Here is a 19105-nt window from a genome sequence, read left to right as displayed (position 1 = left end):
TTTCTGCGGGCGTTGCCGGAAGACCCGAATTTCCATCCGGGATAAACGTGGCTTAAAGCCTTGTGTGCTAAGCCGCTGCCTTGATGGATCGTATTTCTGCCGCTAGGAGCCCTGCCGTCTTGCCCCTAAATATTGTCGGCGAAGCGTGGCCAAACAGCTTCGAATTCGAAACCGCGGCGCTGATCAAGGCATCCGGTTTTCGTGAATATGATGCGCGCTGGTGGTTCGGCCATCCCGGTTCGGCAGTGCCGCCTGAACTCAATCTGATCGGCGTCCAGGCGCTTGGCATGGGGCTCGGCACGCTGATCCGGCGGCTCGGCGCCGGGCCTGACATCGTCACCGGGCATGATTTCAGATCCTATTCGCTCGGCATCAAGCTGGCGTTGGTTTCCGGGCTGATGGCGGCCGGCGCACGGGTGAAGGATATCGGTCTGGCGCTGTCGCCGATGGCCTATTTCGCGCAGTTCGCGCTGGAGACGCAGTCGGTGGCCATGGTCACCGCATCGCACAACGAGAATGGCTGGACCGGCGTCAAGATGGGAGCGGCGCGGCCGCTGACCTTCGGCCCCGAGGAGATGAGCGCGCTGAAGGCGATCGTGCTGGCCGCCGATTTCGACCTTACCGGCGGCGGCTCCTATGATTTCGTCGACAATTTTCGCGCCACCTATCTCCACGATGTGACAAGGGACAAGCGCATCACACGAAAGCTGAAAGTGGTCGCCGCCTGCGGCAACGGCACTGCTGGCGCCTTTGCTCCGGAAGCCCTGCAGCGCATCGGCTGCGAAGTGATCCCGCTCGATGTCGAGCTTGATCATACGTTTCCAAACTACAACCCCAATCCGGAAGACATGCAGATGCTGCATGCAATCCGGGACAAGGTGCTGGAGACCGGCGCCGATGTCGGGTTGGGATTCGATGGCGACGGCGACCGCTGCGGTGTCGTCGACAATGAAGGCAACGAGATCTTTGCCGACAAGGTCGGCGTCATGCTTGCGCGGGATATTTCGCGGCTCCATCCGGGTTCGACCTTCGTCGTCGACGTCAAGTCGACCGGACTGTTCAACACCGACGCCGTGCTGCGCGCCAATGGCGCCGTTACCGACTATTGGAAGACCGGCCATTCCTACATCAAGCGCCGGGTTGCCGAACTCGGCGCGGTCGCCGGCTTCGAAAAATCAGGCCACTTCTTCTTCAACTCCCCGATCGGGCGCGGCTATGACGACGGACTGGTCACGGCAATCGCCATCTGTCAGATGCTGGACCGTAACCCCGCCAGTTCGATGGCCGATCTCTGCGGGGCACTGCCGCTGACCTTCGGCACGCCCACAATGTCCCCGCACTGCGCGGACGATGTGAAGTACGGCGTGGTCGAGCGGGTGGTCTCCGATTTTCAGGCGATGAAGCGGGACGGCTCCAGTTTCGCCGGCCAGAAGATCGTCGACCTTGTCACCGTCAATGGCGTGCGGGTCGTTGCCGAGGACGGCACCTGGGGTCTGGTGCGCGCCTCGTCGAACAAGCCGGAACTGGTCGTGGTCGTCGAAAGTCCGGTCTCGTCCGAGCGTCGCCGGCAGATGTTCGATGCCGTCGATGCCGTGCTGCGCCGCAGTCCGGAAGTCGGCGCTTACAACCAGACTTTTTGACAGGGCATCCATGGGCCAGCGCATCGTCAGTTTTGTCATGAGCGGCGGCGTCGGCTCTCGGCTGTGGCCGCTGTCACGCGAGGACAACCCCAAGCAGTTCCACGATCTGTCGGGCGACGGTTCCATGCTCGCCAAGACCTTGCGCCGCCTGACGGCGAGACCGGCTGGCGAGACGCCGATCTTCCTGATCGCATCGGAGCGTCACGCCGATCGTGTCCATGTCGACTTGGCCGGTCTCGATCTTGCCGGCGGCGGCCCGCTGTTCGAGCCGGCGGGACGCAACACGGCCGCCGTCGTCGCACTGGCGACCCTGCGCACGCTGTCGGAATTCGGCGACAGCCTGGTTCTGGTGGTGCCCTCGGACCATGAAATAGCGACGGCAGGGCAATTCTGGCAAAGTATCGAGGCGGGATCGCAGGCGGCGCGCGCCGGCCGTCTGGTGGTGTTCGGCATCAAACCGACCCAGCCGGAAACCGGTTACGGCTATATCGAGGTATCGGCCGAGAAGGGCGGGGTGTTCGACGTTTCGCGCTTTGTCGAGAAGCCCGACCTTGCGACGGCCAACGACTATCTCAAGGCGGGAAATTTCTACTGGAACACCGGCATCTTCCTGTTTCGGGCCGGTGCCATGCGCGACGCCTTCAAGACATTCCAGCCCGACATCTGGCACGCCACCGAAGCGGCCTACGAGGCGGCCACGACGGACCTGTCCGGCCTCTATATGCCGCTGGAACTTTACGCGGCGATCCCGTCGAACTCGATCGACTATGCCATCATGGAGCGGGCAAAAGACATAGCCATGGTGCCGGCCGGCTTCCGCTGGAACGATCTCGGCTCCTGGCAATCGCTCCTCGATGTCGGTCCCGCCGACGACCGGGGCAACGTCGTTGTCGGCGATGTCGTCGCCATAGATTGCGAGAATTCCTATATCCGCAGCGACGGCCGCCTGCTGTCGGCCATCGGCATGAAGGACGTTGCCATTGTCTCGACGGCGGATGCCACTTTCGTTGCCCCGGTGAGCCACAGCCAGCACGTCAAGAAGATCGTCGAACAACTCGAAAAGTCGGGACGGCTGGAAACCAGGTTCACGCCGGCGCATGACCGCGTCATCGAAAGTGGCGCCTGGCGGCGGCGCGTTCATCACTGGCTGTTCCAGGAGACCTTGCCGTTGTGGTCGACATCAGGCGTCGACGAGCGCCACGGTGGCTTCCACGAGGCGCTGGGTTTCGACGCCAAGCCGCTCGTCAAGCCCAAGCGCATGCGCACCCAGGCCAGGCAGGTCTATGCCTTCGCGGTTGCCAAGGAGCGCGGTTGGACCGGGCCGGCCGACCGGCTGATCGCGCATGGCATCGACTTCATGGCGGGGCAGGGCCGCACCGAACGGGGCGGTTGGGTGCGCACGCTGAATGTCGATGGCTCCGTCGCCGATCCCGTCGAGGACGCCTACGATCATTCCTGCATCCTGCTGGCGCTGGCGCATGCGCATATGTCGGGCAATGCCGATGCCTTGCGGCTCGGCCAAGAGACCTTCACCTTCCTCGATGCGCATCTGGAGGACAGCCGCATGACCGGCTTCCTCGACACCTCGGACGGGGCGGGCGAGCGACGCTCCAACCCCCACATGCATCTGCTCGAAGCTTTCCTGGCCTGGCACCAGGCAACCGGTGAGCGTGCGCATCTGCGTCGCGCGGCGCGCATCATCGACCTCTTCCGCAGCCATTTCTTCGACGCCGAGAGCTGGACGCTCGGCGAGTATTTCGATGCAGAATGGAAACCGGTACCGGGAGAGAAGGGGGCCTGGACCGAACCTGGCCATCACTTCGAATGGGCCTCGCTGCTGGTCGATTTCGCCGGCCGCAGCGGCCAGGCCGAACTGAGCGTCTTTGCCCGAAAACTCTACGCCTCGGCAATCGCCAATGGCCTCAACCGGGCCACTGGCCTTGCCTATGGTGCAGTCTCGCGGCAAGGACTGCCGCTCGACCTGATATCGCGCAGCTGGCCGCAGGCCGAGGCGCTCAAGGCGGCGATCGCCCTGGATGGCTCGGGCGGCCCCGATCTGAAGCCGGAGATCGAGGCGAGGGTCGGCCGGCTGTTCCGCTGGCACGTCGACCCGGCGCCGCTCGGCCTGTGGATCGATCGCATCGACGAGCGCGGCCGCTCGCTGGCATCTGACGTGCCGGCGAGCATCTTCTACCATCTGGTCTGTGCGCTGACGCAGTATCTGGATGGAACGGCGGAGAAGTAGGCGGGATCAGTACGGACTGGCGACGTCCCCGGTCTCGACATAGATCGACTTCAGCTGCGAATAGAGCGCCAGTGCCGCCAGCGAATTCTCCCGCCCGATGCCGGACTGCTTGACACCGCCGAAGGGAATTTCCACCGGTGTCAGATTGTACGCGTTGATCCAGCAGGTTCCGGCCTGCAACTCGGCGATGACGCGATGGGCGCGCGGCAGGTCGCGCGTGAAGACGCCGGCGGCAAGACCGAATTCGGTGTCGTTGGCGCGGTCGATCACCTCGTCCTCGCTGTCGAATTTCAGCACGCTCATGACCGGGCCGAAAATCTCCTCGCGGGCGATCCGCATCGTGTCGGTAACGGCGGTGAACACGGTCGGCTCGACGAAGAAGCCGCCCTGGAAGCCCTGCAGCGACGGCACATTGCCGCCACAGGCCAGCGTCGCCCCATCGTGCTTGCCGGCCTCGATATAGCCGACGACCTTGTCTTGCTGTGCCTTGGAGACCAGCGGCCCCATCTGCGTTTCCGGGTCGAGCGGATCGCCGATGCGGATTTTCTTGGTCCGTTCGATCAGCCGCTCGACAAAGCGGTCGTGAATGCCACTCTGGACGAAGACGCGCGTGCCGTTGGAACAGATCTGGCCGGTCGAATAGAAGTTGCCGAGCATGGCGCCGCCAATGGCATTTTCGAGATCGGCATCGTCGAAGACGATCAGCGGCGACTTACCGCCGAGTTCCATCGTCGCGTGCTTCATCCTGGAGCCCGCTAGCGACAGCACCTTGCGCCCGGTCGGCACCGAGCCGGTCACCGAGACCTTGGCCACGACATCATGGCCGACAAGGCCGGCGCCGACGTCGCCATAGCCTTGCACGACGTTGAACAGCCCATCGGGCAGGCCGGCTTCCGAGTAGATCTCGGCCAGCGCCAGCGCCGAAAGCGGCGTGTTTTCCGATGGCTTGAACACCATGGCATTGCCCATGGCGAGTGCGGGTGCGGATTTCCAGCCGGCGATCTGGATCGGATAGTTCCATGCGCCGATGCCGACACAGACGCCGAGCGCCTCGCGGCGCGTATAGGCGAACGGCCCGCCGAGGTCGACCGCTTCGCCGTTGAAGACAGCGACCGCGCCGGCGAAATATTCAAGGCAGTCCGCGGCGGAAGGTGCATCCGCCACCAGTGTCTCCTGGATCGCCTTCCCGGTGTCGAGCGTCTCGATGCGGGCAAGATCGGCGTTGCGGGCGCGCAAAATGTCGGCGGCTCGGCGCAGGATGCGGCCGCGCTCGACCGGCTTAAGACGCGTCCAGGCCGGCTGTGCGGCGCGGGCGGCCTCGACCGCCAGTTCCAGCACGTTCGGCGTCGCCGATCGCAGCATGGCGATGGTCTCGCCCGTGGCCGGATAGATCACCGGCAGCGGCGCGCCGCCTTCGTCCTCGATATAGCGTCCGTTGACATAGTGCGAAGCCGTGGGCTGGGCGCGCATGGGAGGTCTCCAATCGTTGTGCCCAAGACGGCTATTGGGCGGGCGCCTGTCGGGCAGCTCACTCTATCGGCGGATCATGGCCTATCTGTCGGAAGCCTGCCAGCGCGGATTGATCCATGGCTCCTGGTTGGACGGCGCGAGCGGCGTGCGGCCAAGGATGTGATCGGACGCTTTTTCGCCGGTCATGATCGATGGCGCGTTGAGGTTGCCGTTGGTCACGCGCGGGAAGATCGAGGAGTCGGCGACCCGCAATCCGTCGACGCCGATGACCCGGCATTCCGGATCGACCACGCTCGATTGATCATCGACGCGGCCCATTCGGCAGGTGCCGCAGGGGTGGTAGGCGCTTTCGGCATGGTCGCGGATGAACACGTCGAGATCGTCGTCCGACTGGACATGGCTGCCCGGCGAGAGTTCCTGTCCGCGATAGGCATCGAAGGCCGACTGGCCGAAGATCTCGCGGGTCAGGCGGATGCAGTGGCGGAACTCCGCCCAGTCATCCGGATGCGACATGTAGTTGAAGCGGATGACCGGCTTCGCTTTCGGGTCCGGCGAGCGCAGCGTCACCGAGCCGCGCGACTTCGAGCGCATCGGTCCGACATGCGCCTGGAAACCGTGCGACTTCGCCGCCGCCTTGCCGTCATAACGCACCGCCGCCGGGATGAAGTGGTACTGGATGTCGGGATAGTCGACGCCTGCCTGCGAGCGCACGAAGGCGGCCGCCTCGAAATGATTGGTGGCGCCAAGGCCCGAATTGAAGAACAGCCACTGCGCCCCGATCATCGCCTTGGAGAACGGGTTCAGCAGTGAATTCAGCGTGATCGGTTTGGTCGATTCCTGCTGGATGTAGAGCTCCAGATGGTCCTGCAGGTTGCCGCCGACGCCAGGCCGGTCGGCCACGACGGCAATGCCGTTTTCGTGCAAATGCCCGGCCGGGCCGATACCGGACAGCATCAGGATCTTCGGCGAGTTGATCGACGACGCCGCGACGATTACTTCACGTCGCGCCTTAACAACCTGAATCTGTTTGTGAGCTTCGATCTCGACGCCGATGGCGCGTTGATTCTCGATGATCACCCGGCGCGCAAAGCCTTTGACCAGTCTGACGTTTTTGCGCCGGAGCGCCGGCTTCAGATAGGCTGATGCCGCCGACCAGCGGCGGCCGCCCAGAATGGTCTGCTCCATCGGGCCGAAGCCTTCCTGCTTGGCGCCATTGTAGTCGTCGGTCAGTTCAAACCCTGCCTGGCGGCCCGCTTCGACGAAGGCGCCATAGAGCGGATTGCGCCGGGAGCCGCGCTGCACATGCAGCGGGCCGCCGTGCCCGCGCCAGCCATCCTCGCCGCCATCTGAATCCTCCATGCGTTTGAAGTAGGGCAGCACGTCGGCGAAGCCCCAGCCGGCCGCGCCCTGTTCGGCCCAATGGTCGAAGTCGCGGGCGTGGCCGCGCACATAGACCATGCCGTTGATCGAGGACGAGCCGCCGATCACCTTGCCGCGCGGCGTCGCCAGCACGCGGCCACCCAGATGCGGTTCCGGTTCACTGGCGAATCCCCAGTCGTAGAGGCTCATGTTGAGCGGTATCGACAGCGCCGAAGGCATCTGGATCAGCGGCCCGATATCAGTGCCGCCGAATTCGATGACGATGACCGAATGCTTGCCGTCTTCCGACAAGCGATAGGCCATGGCCGAGCCGGCGGAGCCGGAGCCGATGATAACGAAATCCGCTTCAAGCATGGTTCATATGCGCCATAAAATCGGCGAGCGAAACGTTGCCGCCGGTAGCCACCACCAGGACGGTTTTTCCCGCCACATCCACCTTGCCACCGAGCAATGCCGCCAGCGACGCCGCACCTGACGGTTCGAGCACCAGCTTCATCCGCTCGAAAGCGATCCGCATCGCGCGCCGCACCGACTGATCGTCGACCGTGATGCCGCGCACGCCAGCGGTCTTGACCGCGGCGAACGGCGCGTCGCCGGGCCGGCGCGACATCAGTCCGTCGCAGATCGATTTCGGACCGATCGGCATGGTCTCGATGCTGCCATGCGCCAGTGAAGAGCCCATGCCGTCGAACCCTTCGGGCTCTACGCCGATGATCTCGGTCGCCGGCGACAGATAGTGGAAGGCGAGCGAAACGCCGCCGATCAGCCCACCGCCGCCGACCGAGCAGAACAAGAGATCGGCGCTGGCATCCTTACCCGACAGCTGGTCGAGCGCTTCGAGGCCGGCACCCGCCTGACCGGCGACGATCTCGGGATCGTCGAATGGATGCAGGAGCGCTAGCCCTTCTGTTTCAGCGATTTCGCGCGCCTTGGCCGCCGCGACCTCTTCACGCGCGCGATCGTCATGGTCGGTCAGCACGACGCGCGCGCCATAACCCGCGGTAGCATCGCGCTTGGCGGCCGGCGCGTCGATCGGCATGACGATGGTCACGGGAATGCCGAGCGCCTGGCCGGCCGCGGCCAGCCCTTGCGCGAAATGGCCCGAGGAATAGGCGACGACGCCCTTCTTCGCCTCGTCGGGCGAAAGCCGCTTCAGCCGCCAATAAGCGCCGCGAACCTTGAAGGATCCGGCCCATTGCAGCGATTCCGGCTTGATGAAGACCCGGGCCGCGCCGGTTTCTCTGGCGAGCGCCGCCGATTCCAGCAGCGGCGTGACCTGTGTCGCCCGTGACGTTACCGCGTAGGCCTGCCTGAGATGGTCGAGAGTGGGAACGAGAAGGTCTGCCATCATTCGCCTCGCGGATACCTTTTGCTCTCTTCGAGATTGTCGAGGTTCATGTGATTGCGCATGTACCGCTCTGACGCTTTCTGCAACGGCTGGAAATCCCAAGGGTAATAGGCGCCGTTGCGCAGCGCCGGATAGACGACCCAGCGGCGTGCCTGGTTTTCGCGCACGGCGGCATCGAAGCCGGCCATGTCCCAACGCGCCCGGACCTTTTCCAGGAATGCCGCCACAAGACCCGCATTGGCGGGGTCGGCGGCCAGATTGTCCCGCTCGAGCGGATCGGCTTCGAGATCGAACAATTGCGGCGGATCGAGTTCGCAATGGACGAATTTGTACCTGCCTTCGCGGATTGCCACCAAGGGCGCATAGGAGCCCTCCGCCGCGTACTCGATCAGCACCGGTGCCGTGCGCTGCCCGCCCTTGGTGAGCGGCAGCAGCGACTGGCCGTCGGTCCACGGCGCGATCGCCCCGATGTCGATGCCGGCAAGGTCGCAAAGCGTTGGTGCTACGTCGAGATTGGAGACCGGCGCCTCGATCAGCCCGGCACGAATGCCCTTGCCGGCAATCATCAACGGCACTCGCGCCGAGCCTTCGAAGAAGCTCATCTTGAACCACAGGCCTCGCTCGCCGAGCATGTCGCCGTGATCCGAGCAGAACAGGAGGATCGTGTCGTCGAGCATGCGCGTCCGCGTGAGAACGTCGAGGAGCTCGCCGACCTTGTCGTCGACATAGGAGATGTTGGCGAAATAGCCGCGCCGCGAACGACGCACCTCTTCAGGCGTGATCTCGAAAGAGGGATAGTCGCTGGCATGGTACAGCCGCCGAGAATGCGGATCCTGCTCGTCTTCAGCGATGTACCCGGTTTCCGGATCCAGCACCTGGCAATGCTCATAGAGATCCCAATACTGCTTGCGCGCGACATAGGGATCGTGCGGATGCGACAGCGAGACGGTGAGGCACCAGGGCCGATGGCTCGCATCGTCCTGTTCGCGCGAAAGCTGATAGAGCTTCTGAGACGCGAGGAACACGACCTCGTCGTCATACTCCATCTGGTTGGTTGTTTCCGCAACGCCGGCGCCGGTCACCGAACCCAGATTATGATACCACCACTCGATGCGCTCACCGGGTTTGCGGTAGTCCGGCGTCCAGCCGAAATCCGCCGGATAGATGTCGGTGGTCAGCCGTTCCTCGAAACCGTGCAGCTGATCAGGTCCGACGAAATGCATCTTGCCCGACAGGCAGGTGTAGTAGCCGGCCGCACGCAAATGATGGGCGAAGGTCGGGATCGACGAGGCGAACTCGGCGGCATTGTCATAGACCCCGGTGCGCGACGGCAACTGGCCGCTCATGAACGAGGCACGGCCCGGCGCGCAGAGTGGCGAGGCGGTGTAGTTGTTGGCAAAGCGCGCCGAACGCGCCGCCAGTGCCTTCAGATGCGGTGTGTGCAGAAATTCCGCCGGCCCATCCGGGAACAAGGTCCCGTTGAGCTGGTCGACCATGACGATCAGGAAATTGGGTCGCTTCGCTGTCACTGCTTGTGCCGTCCGCCAAGTTTGGTTTCGAGATAATCCTCGACCAGCGCGATCGCGGTCGCGGCGTCAGGCACGCCATCCTTCAGCGCGCGCCTGATGTAGAGCCCGTCGATCATCGCCGCCGTCGCTTCCGCGGCGCGGTCGGCCTCGGTCCTCGGCAGGATGCCGGTCAATCCACTCATCAGGTTGGAATGCAGCCGCCGAGCATAGATTCTAAGCAGCCGGCGCAGCGAAGACGATTGCTGCGCCTCGACATAGAACGCGAGCCATGCGGCAATGGTTTCGGCCTGGAACTGGACATCGGAGAAGTTGACGGCGACCACGGCCGAGACGCGCTCGCGCGCGGTGCCGGCGCACTGCAAGGCGCGGCGCATATCGATGGTCAGTTCGGCCAGGATGTGCCGCATCGTCGCGAACAGCAGCTCGTCCTTGGCGCCGAAATAGTGGTGGGCGAGCGCCGAAGACACACCGGCGCGTCCGGCGATCTCGGACATGGTCACGTCAAGCGAGCCACGCTCGCCGATCGCCGAGATCGTCGCGTCGATGAGCGCCCTGCGGCGCAATGGCTCCATTCCGACTTTTGGCATGCCGTTTCCGATTTTTGCGGGAGATTATTTTTTATTGACGCGTCAATCAATAAAAAATCGACCTCGACGCGACCTGTACCAAGCGATTGTTGCGTTGCGGCCCTTCACGGCCCGGGCGAGAATGTTTATATTTGAACAATAAAGGCGAAGTGCGTCACGAGCCGTGGGCGCTGGCGCCAAGGATGGAGACCGCCATGACCGCATGCATCGTTGGCTGGGCGCATTCGCGCTTCGGCAAGCTTGAGGGCGAGACGCTCGAAAACCTGATCGTCAAGGTCGCGACGGACGCGCTCGACCATGCCGGCATTGGCCCGGACGAGGTCGACGAGATCGTGCTCGGCCATTTCAATGCCGGTTTTTCGGCGCAGGATTTCACGGCAAGCCTGGTTCTCCAGGCGGACGACCGGCTGCGCTTCAAGCCGGCGACACGCGTCGAGAACGCTTGCGCCACCGGTTCGGCGGCGGTCAGGCAAGGTATCCGCGCCATTGATGCAAACGCCGCCCGCATCGTGCTGGTGGTTGGCGCCGAGCAGATGACGACGACGCCCGGGCCCGAAATCGGCAAGAATTTGCTGAAAGCTTCCTATCTGCCCGAGGACGGCGACACGCCAGCCGGCTTCGCCGGCGTCTTCGGCAAGATCGCGCAGGCCTATTTCCAGCGCTATGGCGACCAGTCGGATGCGCTCGCCATGATCGCTGCCAAGAACCACAAGAATGGCGTCGACAATCCCTATGCGCAGATGCGCAAGGATTTCGGCTATGACTTCTGCCGGCAGGAGAGCGAGAAAAACCCGTTCGTCGCAGGACCCTTGAAGCGCACCGACTGCTCGCTGGTCTCCGACGGCGCCGCTGCCCTTGTCCTTGCCGACACGGCAACGGCGCTGAAGATGCGCCGCGCGGTCGCCTTCCGCGCCAACGAGCATGTGCAGGATTTCCTGCCGATGTCGAAGCGCGACATCCTGACCTTCGAAGGCTGCGAACAGGCCTGGACCCGCGCGCTGAAGAACGCCGGCGTAACGCTCGACGATCTCTCCTTCGTCGAAACGCATGACTGCTTCACTATCGCCGAATTGATCGAGTATGAAGCGATGGGACTGGCCAAGCCGGGTGAGGGCGCCAAACTGGCGCTGGATGGCACAACGGCAAAAGACGGCGGCCTGCCGGTCAATCCCTCCGGCGGACTGAAGGCCAAGGGCCATCCGATCGGCGCCACCGGCGTATCCATGCATGTCTTGACCGCCATGCAGCTTGTCGGCGAAGCCGGCGGCATCCAGGTGCCGGGCGCGAAACTCGGCGGCATCTTCAACATGGGCGGTGCGGCGGTCGCCAACTACGTTTCCATTCTCGACCGGATCAGGTAAACCGCCCCGGCATTCGCGGGAGGTAGCATGGCAAATCCGGTTCTGATCGAAGTTTTGCGCGGCGCCATTGTCGAGAGCGCCCATCGCGGCGCCGTCGCCGTCTTCGATGCCGACGGCAAGCCGGTGCTGGAGATCGGCGATACGTCGAAGCCGGTCTTTCCGCGTTCCGCCGTAAAGGCGATCCAGGCCCTGCCGCTTGTCGAAACGGGTGCCGCGGATGCCTATGGCTTCGGCAATCGCGAACTGGCGCTGGCCTGTGCCTCCCACTCCGGCGAGCCGGCGCATGTCGAACTGGCGCGGTCCATGCTGGCCAGGGCCGGGCTGGACGGGTCGGCGCTCGAATGCGGGGTCCACTGGCCCTCGAACCATGACGCGGAGATTGCGCTCGCGCGTGCCGGCGGCTCACCGAATGCGTTGCATAACAATTGTTCCGGCAAGCACTCCGGTTTCCTCTGTACCTGCGTTCATTTGGGCATCGCGCATCGCGGCTATGTCAGACCGGATCACGCCCTGCAGGAAATGGTGCGCGACGCCATGCAGGCAGTCACCGGCGCTGTCCACGGCCCCGACGAACGCGCGGTCGACGGCTGCTCGATTCCGACCTATGCGGTGCCGCTCAGGAGTTTTGCGCTCGGCTTTGCTCGCATGGCCACGGCCCAAGGCTTTGGCCCGGAGCGGGCGAAGGCCGCGAAGCGGCTGCTTTCGGCCTGCATGGCGGAGCCGTTCTTCGTGGCCGGCACCGGCCGCGCGGACCTGTTGCTGATGGAAGCCGCTCCGAGGCGAATTTTCGCGAAAGGCGGGGCCGAGGGCGTCCATTGTGCCGCAATTCCGGAACTCGGCCTCGGCATCGCGGTCAAATGCGATGACGGTGCCGGGCGCGCCGGCGATGCAATCGCCGCCGCGGTCCTCGCCAGGCTGCTGCGGGCGGACGAGGCCTTGGCGGCGAAGCTGCTCGAACTGGCGAATGCGCCTATCGAAAGCCGGATTGGCGCCAAGGTCGGGGCGCTGAGGCCGACGCCGGCCCTGAATTGAAGGCGGTAATCAGCTGACGCGGTTGCGCTCGACGGTTAAGTGCGCATAGCCGCTGCTGCTGGTCTGGGTGAGGTCTGATGTCACCGGCTCGGCCCAGCGCTGGCCGACAACCGCTCCGTTCGACGCGCCATCGATGACGTTGTCGGAGATGACGGCCGTGCCGGCACCTTCGACCACACTGACGACGATGCCGGTGCCTGCCTTGCGAATGATGTTGCCGGTGGCCACGACGTTGCGCAGATACGGCCCCCAGCCGATCGACATGCCGTAGAGCGGCGCGTTCTCGATGACGTTGTTGGAAGCGACGGTGTCGGCCTCGACGGCGATCCCAACGCCGAAGCCGGGTGGATCCGCGGTATAGGGGCCTGATGTCGACAGATTGCGCACGATGTTGCCGGAGCAGATACCCATGCGGCCGCCTTCGTTGAAGTTGACGATCGAGATGCCGTTGGCCGCGCCGTCGACGATGTTGTTGGAAATGACGGCGCCTTCGAACGAGAACTCGGAATAGACCGCGGTCTCGCCCGAGCGCGAGCAGGTGTTGCCCGATATCTGCAAATTGCTGGAACTGTTGGCCCGGATCGCCGAGAAGGCGCAGTCGGAGACCACATTGCCCGAGATGACGACATTGCCGGCGCGGAAGGCATTGATGCCGTTGCCGTTCTGGCCGGTGCCGCCGCTGCGCGCGCCAATGCGTTCGACGCGGTTGCCGGTGACCATGGTGCCGTCTTCCGCAGCTTGCCAGCGGTGCACCAGGATGCCGCCATTGGCGCAATCGGAGACGGTGTTGCCTGATATCGCCAGTCCTGCGGCCTCCACCGAATAGATGCCGGCGTCCGCCGCCCCCGATATGTCCGAACGCTCGATCCGGCCCGCGGCGTGTTCCAGCGCCAGCCCGTTCTTGCCGCTGCCCGTGATCTGGCAGTTGTCAACCACGAGATGCGCCACCCGGCGCAGATCGAGCAGTCCTTGCGCGTAGTCGCCCATAGAGCGATTCGCGCCGTCGAAAACCAGTCCGCTGAGTTCGATATGGTTGGCGTGTTCGGCCATAAACAAATGGCCGTCGCCGCCATAGACGATCCGCGTCGCGCCCGGCACGCCGGAAAGACGCACGCGACCAGGCAGCGAGAGATTGGACACCACATAGGTGCCGGGCGGCAGGAAGATCGGCATGTCACGGCCATTCGCGTCGCGCAGCAGCTTGGCGAAGGCCTTGCTCTGGTCGTCAAACGTACCGGGCTGGACGCCAAGTTCGGTGGCGTTGATCGAGCCGCGCATCGAGGCTTTCTCGATGCCGGTCAGGCTGGCGGCCGCCGCCTTGCCGAGCGCGAGGCCCATGACGGCAAAGCAGGTGGTCTGCGTCAGCAGGGTTCGTCTGTTCAACATCGGCACAGAATCCCAGTGTTCCGCCCCGACACCGCAGGAATCATGCCAGACGTTCAACGCGCCTCTTCTCGGCGGCAATGACTTGTCGGGCAGCCACTCGGCGCCTAAGTTCAGGGGATGAGCAGAGCTTTTACCCGCGAAGAAGACAGCGAAAACGCGATCGCCGGTGTTGGCGAGCGGCCGATCAGCACGCACCGGAACCTGGTGACGGAGCGCGGCCTGGCGCAGATCGACGACAATCTGGCCGATCTGCGCGATATCATGGCGAAAGCGGAGCGGAAAGCCGACCGCGAGCGCATCGCGGTCGTGTCGCGCGATCTGCGCTACTGGACCGCGCGACGCGAGAGTGCCGAGCTTTCCGTGCCGGAGCCCGGCAGCGATGTCGTCCGCTTCGGCATGGGTGTCACGCTGCAAAGTGACGACGGCAGGAAGGTGCACTGGAAGATTGTCGGCGAGGATGAAGCCGATCCGGCCAAGGGCAGCATCTCGCACGTCTCGCCTATGGCGGTCGCGCTGTTCGGCAAGAAGGTTGGCGACGCGGCCAGCGTCAACGGCAAGGAGTGGGAGATCGTCAAGCTCTCGGAGAGTTAGTCTTCAAGCTTGACGACATGGTCGCGGAAGAATGCGGCCGCACCCGCTTCGTCTATCTCGCCGGCAGCGACCATCATCACCAGTTGGATGACCTCCTCCTGTTCGGCTTCGATGCTTAATCCGTTGAAATAGAGAAACAAGTCGGCCGCAGCGAAAGCCGTGCGCTTGTTCCCATCGACGAACGGATGGTTCTTTGCGATGCCGAAGAGATAGGCGGCAGCGAGTTCGCTCAGATCCGGCTCGCCGTATGCTTCTTTCTGTTGCGGACGTGCGAGCGCCGATTCCAACAGGCCTTCATCGCGGATGCCCGACGCGCCGCCGTGAAGACGCAACTGCTCGGCATGCATCGCCTCCACGAACTCTCGCGAATGATGTGCCGTCATTTTGCGAGCGCGCGGTAGGCAACCTCGTATTTCCTCATCCGCTCGCGCGCTACCTTCATCTTGCGCTCGAATTCTTCGGCAGAATCTTCCAATCGGCGCAAGCGAAGCTCTTGACCTTCCTGGACGACGACCACGTTGTCGCCTGTCTTGAGATTCAATCGATCGAGAAGCTCTTTCGGCAGAATCAGGCCGTCCGAATTACCGATCTTGCGAATTGTGGTGTTCATGATGAAACATCCTGTTGCAACGCTAATTATAACGCGGTGCGCCGGGTGTTGCAACAGATATTATAACAGATTCGTCACGAGGATAGCAGCCGATCCAGCAGCCGCTCCGCCGCTTCCGGAATGACCGTGCCCGGCGGGAAGATTTCCGCCGCGCCGGCTTGCAGCACCGCATCATAGTCCTGCGGCGGAATGACGCCGCCGGCCACGATCAGCATGTCGCCGCGGCCGAGCTTCTTCAGCGTGTCGCGCAATTCTGGGATCAGCGTCAGGTGACCCGCTGCCAGCGATGAGGCGCCGATGATGTGGACGTCATTCTGGACAGCCAGTTTCGCGATCTCTTCCGGCGTTTGGAACATGGCGCCGACGGTAACGTCGAAGCCGAGATCGGCGAAGGCCGTGGCGATCACCTTTTGCCCGCGGTCGTGGCCGTCCTGTCCCATCTTGGCCACGAGGATGCGCGGCTTGCCGCCGTTTTTCTTTTCGAAGGCACCGAGCTTGTCCTGCAGGCGGTCGATCACCGGACTGTCGCCAAGCGCCTTGCGGTAGACACCGGAAATGGTCTGCACCGTGGCCACATGGCGGCCATAGGCTCTTTCCAGGGCGAACGAGATTTCGCCGACAGTGGCATTGGCGCGCGCGGCGCGGATGGCGAACTCCAGGAGGTTGTCCTCGCTCTGTGCGGCACGGGTCAGCGCATCGAGCGCGCTTTCGACGGCGGCGACGTCACGCGTGCCTTTCAGCCGTTGCAGCTTCGAGAGTTGCCGGGCCCTGACCTCGGCATTGTCGATCTTCAGCACGTCGACCTCGATATCGGTTCCGGGGCGATGCGCATTGACGCCGACCAGCATCTGCTCGCCGGAATCGATGCGCGCCTGCGTACGGGCCGCTGCTTCCTCGATGCGCAGCTTGGGTATGCCCTTTTCGATCGCCGCCGCCATGCCGCCGAGAGCCTCGACCTCCTCGATATGGGCGAGCGCACGCGCCGCCAGATCGTGTGTCAGCCGTTCGAGATAGGCCGAACCGCCCCACGGATCGATGATGCGCGTGGTGCCGGATTCCTTCTGCAGGACGAGTTGCGTGTTGCGGGCGATGCGCGCCGAATGGTCGGTCGGCAGCGCCATTGCTTCGTCGAAGGAGTTGGTGTGCAGCGACTGGGTATGCCCCTGGGTCGCGGCCATCGCCTCGATCATCGTGCGGATGATGTTGTTGTAGGGATCCTGTGCCGTCAGCGACCAGCCGGAGGTCTGGCAATGGGTGCGCAGGGACAGCGACCGCTCGTCCTTTGGCGCGAAGTTCTTTTTCATCAGCGTCGCCCACAACAGGCGTGCGGCCCTGAGCTTGGCCACTTCCATGAAGAAATTCATGCCGATCGCCCAGAAGAACGATAGGCGCGGCGCGAAACGGTCGATGTCGAGCCCCGCCGCGACGCCGGCGCGGGCATATTCGATACCGTCGGCGATCGTATAGGCGAGCTCCAGGTCGGCGGTCGCGCCGGCCTCCTGCATGTGATAGCCGGAGATCGAAATCGAATTGAACTTCGGCATGTTCTTCGAGGTGTAGGAGAAGATGTCCGAGACGATCCGCATCGAGGGCTTCGGCGGATAGATATAGGTGTTGCGGACCATGAACTCCTTCAGAATGTCGTTCTGAATGGTCCCGGCCAAATCCTTCTGCGCGACGCCTTGCTCTTCCGCCGCCACGATGTAGAGCGCCATGATCGGCAGCACCGCGCCGTTCATCGTCATCGACACGGTCATCTCGCCGAGCGGAATGCCGTCGAACAATTGCCGCATGTCGAGGATGGAATCGATAGCCACACCCGCCATGCCGACATCGCCGGCGACGCGCGGATGGTCCGAATCATAGCCGCGGTGCGTGGCGAGATCGAAGGCAACCGAAAGGCCTTTCTGGCCGGCGGCAAGGTTGCGCCGGTAGAAGGCGTTGGATTCTTCGGCGGTCGAAAAACCGGCATATTGCCGGATGGTCCAGGGTTGCTGGACATACATGGTCGGGTAGGGGCCGCGCACGAAGGGCGGCAGGCCCGGATAGGTGTCGAGATGCGACAATCCCTTGAGGTCGCCCTGACTGTACAGCTGCTTGACGACAAGGCCTTCCGGCGTTGTTCGCTGTCCCTTGACCTCGACAGGCGCGCGGCGCGGCGGCACCCAGCCGATCTGACTGAAATCCGGAATCAAGAAGCGGCCCCGATGGATTGATCGATGCGGACCGGAGACAACGCTTCGCACAGGACGACGCCCTCGGTGAAGGCAGGTCGCTTCTCTGCGTCCAGCGTCTCGACCGGGCGCTCGCTTTTCAACGGATAAAGCGTGGCGCCGACAATGGCCCGCTCGTCTGACTTGAAGGCTATGGCGCGATGGGCGGCGGCGTTGCGGACGCGCTGCTGGATATGTCCGTCCCGAAGGCTGGACAGCACGCCACCCTCAGCCTCGATGGCCTGTAATTCCGCCCACGCGGCTTCGCAAAGGTCTGAGGTCAGCGCTTCGACGGCGCCGGAGCCATAGGCGGGATCGGCGACATGATCGACATGGCTTTCATTGGCCATGATCAGCTGCGCGTTGCGCGCGACGCGGCGGGCAAAGGCGGCCGGCAGGCCGTGCGCGATCGTATGCGGCAGGATTGAGATCGAATCGGCGCCTCCCGCCGCCGCGGCGAAGCAGCCGATCGTCGTGCGCAGGATGTTGGTTTCGGGATCCAATGCCGTCATCATGCGAAATGATGTCTCGGCATGGATGTTGGCCGTGGAATTGGGGATCGAGCAGGCCTCCTGCACCCGTGCCCACAGCCTGCGCAGGGCTCGCACCTTGGCCATCGACAGGAACTGGTCCTGGTCGACGCTGAGCGCGAAACCGATATGAGGCGCGGCATAGACGAGCGGCTGCCGCGCCTTCTCGAACATTCGCAGATACGAGACCGCCGAGGCCAGCATGATGCCGAGTTCCTGCGCTTCCGTGGCGCCGGCATTGTGGAAGACGCGACCGTCTGCCTCCAGAAGCACACCCGGAACGCCCATCGAGAAGAAATGCGCCAGCGATTGCGGCATGGACTCCTGCAGCGCCTCGATCGACATGCGCAGCCGGCCGGTGCCGGCGAGGATAGCAGCCGGATCGATGCCGAAAGACAGGTTGAGCTTTGCCGGATCGGAGCGGCGCTTGCTCAGGAACGCCACCAGCCAGTCGGCCATGGGGCGGCTCCAGGGGTGGGTGTCGATACGGATCTGGACCCGGTTGAGGGGCACGCCCTCCAGCACCGTCTCAAGCGCCTGCGCCGTCCTCGGCAGGCCGTAGCCAAACGCGTTCGGGGCGCCCTCGAAGACAAGCGACAATCCCGTCGCGCCCTGGGCGACATCTTCCAGGACCTGCCTCTTGGCGCGTCCGACATCGGGGTCGTCGACGCGCTGGCTGACGATCCACGGCGATTGAGGATTGGCGCGCACGATCGGTTCCGTTCCGGCCGCGCGTTCATAGAGCGGCTCGACGCGGATATTGTCGTCGGTATGCGAGACCAGCTGTTCCTCGAAGGAGGCGCCGGCCAACGCTTTTCCCGCCAGGGTCAGCCATCGCTGACGCTCCGCATTCGTTGGCTCAACATCCCTGGTCAAGGCTCCGGCGCCCATTCATCGTCCTCGTTCTATGTGGCCGCACCAGCCCGGGCAGCCTAATCTACGGTCCCCGGTCAGTTATCGCAATGCACGCCCAGGCTTGAATTCGACCACCTGATATTCGATCCACCTGATATAGGTCGCTTGCGTGGACGGACCATGGACGATTGCCAAACACCATCGAAATCCGCAAGTTCCAAAATCCGATTTTGGCGATTGGTCCGATTTGGACGATAGCCCTGATTGGATGATTGGCCCCGCCTTGGACAATTGTCATTGTCGCTGTCCGGCAGCCTCACTATACCTT

Annotated in this window: 15 protein-coding genes; 5 read left to right on the top strand and 10 right to left on the bottom strand. The window is 63.7% G+C overall.

Annotated features, from left to right (window positions below):
* Positions 1 to 119: 119 nt before the first annotated feature.
* Together LB555_RS20835 and LB555_RS20830 are read left to right on the top strand one after the other, a co-directional pair.
* On the top strand, positions 120 to 1640 hold the full coding sequence (locus LB555_RS20835; RefSeq protein ID WP_224683640.1) for a phosphomannomutase/phosphoglucomutase: 1521 nt from the start codon (positions 120 to 122) through the stop codon (positions 1638 to 1640).
* A 10-nt stretch (positions 1641 to 1650) separates the two neighbouring features.
* Positions 1651 to 3885, top strand: coding sequence for a mannose-1-phosphate guanylyltransferase/mannose-6-phosphate isomerase (locus LB555_RS20830; protein ID WP_224683639.1), 2235 nt, complete (start codon positions 1651 to 1653; stop codon positions 3883 to 3885).
* A 6-nt stretch (positions 3886 to 3891) separates the two neighbouring features.
* On the opposite strand, the gene betB is transcribed toward LB555_RS20830, so the two are convergent.
* The 5 genes from betB to betI all read right to left on the bottom strand — a co-directional run bounded on the left by betB (position 3892) and on the right by betI (position 10199).
* The gene (betB, locus tag LB555_RS20825) at positions 3892 to 5355 is read right to left on the bottom strand and encodes a betaine-aldehyde dehydrogenase (protein WP_224598251.1); all 1464 of its coding nucleotides are present in this window, start codon (positions 5353 to 5355) and stop codon (positions 3892 to 3894) included.
* 81 nt (positions 5356 to 5436) lie between these two features.
* On the bottom strand, positions 5437 to 7089 hold the full coding sequence (betA, locus tag LB555_RS20820; RefSeq protein WP_224683638.1) for a choline dehydrogenase: 1653 nt from the start codon (positions 7087 to 7089) through the stop codon (positions 5437 to 5439).
* On the bottom strand, positions 7082 to 8086 hold the full coding sequence (locus tag LB555_RS20815; RefSeq protein WP_224683637.1) for a threonine/serine dehydratase: 1005 nt from the start codon (positions 8084 to 8086) through the stop codon (positions 7082 to 7084). Before LB555_RS20815 ends, betA begins: the two co-directional genes overlap by 8 nt.
* Positions 8083 to 9612 (bottom strand): choline-sulfatase, encoded by a 1530-nt coding sequence (gene betC / locus LB555_RS20810; RefSeq protein ID WP_224683636.1) that lies wholly within the window; start codon positions 9610 to 9612, stop codon positions 8083 to 8085. Before betC ends, LB555_RS20815 begins: the two co-directional genes overlap by 4 nt.
* On the bottom strand, positions 9609 to 10199 hold the full coding sequence (betI, locus tag LB555_RS20805; RefSeq protein ID WP_015318667.1) for a choline-responsive transcriptional repressor BetI: 591 nt from the start codon (positions 10197 to 10199) through the stop codon (positions 9609 to 9611). The genes betC and betI overlap by 4 nt, the downstream gene beginning before the upstream one ends.
* 194 nt (positions 10200 to 10393) lie before the next feature.
* On the opposite strand from betI, the gene LB555_RS20800 reads away from it, so the two are divergent.
* Both LB555_RS20800 and LB555_RS20795 read left to right on the top strand, forming a co-directional pair.
* Complete coding sequence (locus tag LB555_RS20800) at positions 10394 to 11560, top strand: acetyl-CoA acetyltransferase (protein ID WP_015318666.1); 1167 nt, start codon at positions 10394 to 10396, stop codon at positions 11558 to 11560.
* A 27-nt stretch (positions 11561 to 11587) separates the two neighbouring features.
* Complete coding sequence (locus tag LB555_RS20795) at positions 11588 to 12592, top strand: asparaginase (RefSeq protein ID WP_140663184.1); 1005 nt, start codon at positions 11588 to 11590, stop codon at positions 12590 to 12592.
* A 9-nt stretch (positions 12593 to 12601) separates the two neighbouring features.
* Here LB555_RS20795 and LB555_RS20790 read toward each other — a convergent pair whose 3' ends face one another.
* Entirely contained in the window at positions 12602 to 13978 is a 1377-nt protein-coding gene (locus LB555_RS20790) for a TIGR03808 family TAT-translocated repetitive protein (RefSeq protein ID WP_224641842.1), read from the bottom strand.
* Positions 13979 to 14095: 117 nt separating this feature from the next.
* Between LB555_RS20790 and greA the strand changes: the two genes are divergently transcribed.
* Positions 14096 to 14569 carry a transcription elongation factor GreA gene (gene greA / locus LB555_RS20785; protein WP_224683635.1) on the top strand — a complete coding sequence of 158 codons (474 nt, stop codon included), beginning with the start codon at positions 14096 to 14098 and terminating at the stop codon, positions 14567 to 14569.
* Here greA and LB555_RS20780 read toward each other — a convergent pair.
* From LB555_RS20780 to LB555_RS20765, 4 genes are all read right to left on the bottom strand, one after another.
* Positions 14566 to 14952, bottom strand: coding sequence for a type II toxin-antitoxin system death-on-curing family toxin (locus LB555_RS20780; protein WP_140618597.1), 387 nt, complete (start codon positions 14950 to 14952; stop codon positions 14566 to 14568). The two genes, greA and LB555_RS20780, sit on opposite strands and share 4 nt — an antisense overlap.
* The gene (locus tag LB555_RS20775) at positions 14949 to 15179 is read right to left on the bottom strand and encodes an AbrB/MazE/SpoVT family DNA-binding domain-containing protein (protein WP_140717839.1); all 231 of its coding nucleotides are present in this window, start codon (positions 15177 to 15179) and stop codon (positions 14949 to 14951) included. Before LB555_RS20775 ends, LB555_RS20780 begins: the two co-directional genes overlap by 4 nt.
* A 74-nt stretch (positions 15180 to 15253) precedes the next feature.
* On the bottom strand, positions 15254 to 17374 hold the full coding sequence (gene scpA / locus LB555_RS20770) for a methylmalonyl-CoA mutase (RefSeq protein WP_224683634.1): 2121 nt from the start codon (positions 17372 to 17374) through the stop codon (positions 15254 to 15256).
* Positions 17371 to 18813: a methylmalonyl-CoA mutase subunit beta gene (locus LB555_RS20765; RefSeq protein WP_224584477.1), complete on the bottom strand. Its 1443-nt coding sequence runs from the start codon at positions 18811 to 18813 to the stop codon at positions 17371 to 17373. The genes scpA and LB555_RS20765 overlap by 4 nt, the downstream gene beginning before the upstream one ends.
* Between the last annotated feature and the right edge of the window lie 292 nt (positions 18814 to 19105).

Origin of the sequence: Mesorhizobium sp. BR-1-1-10 (genome assembly GCF_020165595.1) — a bacterium.
In the GTDB taxonomy this organism is placed as follows: domain Bacteria; phylum Pseudomonadota; class Alphaproteobacteria; order Rhizobiales; family Rhizobiaceae; genus Mesorhizobium; species Mesorhizobium australicum.
This window is presented reverse-complemented; position numbering and strand designations above follow the sequence as displayed.

What these genes read in the sequence shown, in the direction of transcription:
- LB555_RS20830 (WP_224683639.1), top strand. Translation starts at nt 1,651, where the DNA reads ATGGGCCAGCGCATCGTCAGTTTTGTCATGAGCGGCGGCGTCGGCTCT.
- betB (WP_224598251.1), bottom strand. Translation starts at nt 5,355, where the DNA reads ATGCGCGCCCAGCCCACGGCTTCGCACTATGTCAACGGACGCTATATC.
- betA (WP_224683638.1), bottom strand. Translation starts at nt 7,089, where the DNA reads ATGCTTGAAGCGGATTTCGTTATCATCGGCTCCGGCTCCGCCGGCTCG.
- LB555_RS20815 (WP_224683637.1), bottom strand. Translation starts at nt 8,086, where the DNA reads ATGATGGCAGACCTTCTCGTTCCCACTCTCGACCATCTCAGGCAGGCC.
- betI (WP_015318667.1), bottom strand. Translation starts at nt 10,199, where the DNA reads ATGCCAAAAGTCGGAATGGAGCCATTGCGCCGCAGGGCGCTCATCGAC.
- LB555_RS20800 (WP_015318666.1), top strand. Translation starts at nt 10,394, where the DNA reads ATGACCGCATGCATCGTTGGCTGGGCGCATTCGCGCTTCGGCAAGCTT.
- LB555_RS20795 (WP_140663184.1), top strand. Translation starts at nt 11,588, where the DNA reads ATGGCAAATCCGGTTCTGATCGAAGTTTTGCGCGGCGCCATTGTCGAG.
- LB555_RS20790 (WP_224641842.1), bottom strand. Translation starts at nt 13,978, where the DNA reads ATGTTGAACAGACGAACCCTGCTGACGCAGACCACCTGCTTTGCCGTC.
- greA (WP_224683635.1), top strand. Translation starts at nt 14,096, where the DNA reads ATGAGCAGAGCTTTTACCCGCGAAGAAGACAGCGAAAACGCGATCGCC.
- LB555_RS20780 (WP_140618597.1), bottom strand. Translation starts at nt 14,952, where the DNA reads ATGACGGCACATCATTCGCGAGAGTTCGTGGAGGCGATGCATGCCGAG.
- LB555_RS20775 (WP_140717839.1), bottom strand. Translation starts at nt 15,179, where the DNA reads ATGAACACCACAATTCGCAAGATCGGTAATTCGGACGGCCTGATTCTG.
- LB555_RS20765 (WP_224584477.1), bottom strand. Translation starts at nt 18,813, where the DNA reads ATGGGCGCCGGAGCCTTGACCAGGGATGTTGAGCCAACGAATGCGGAG.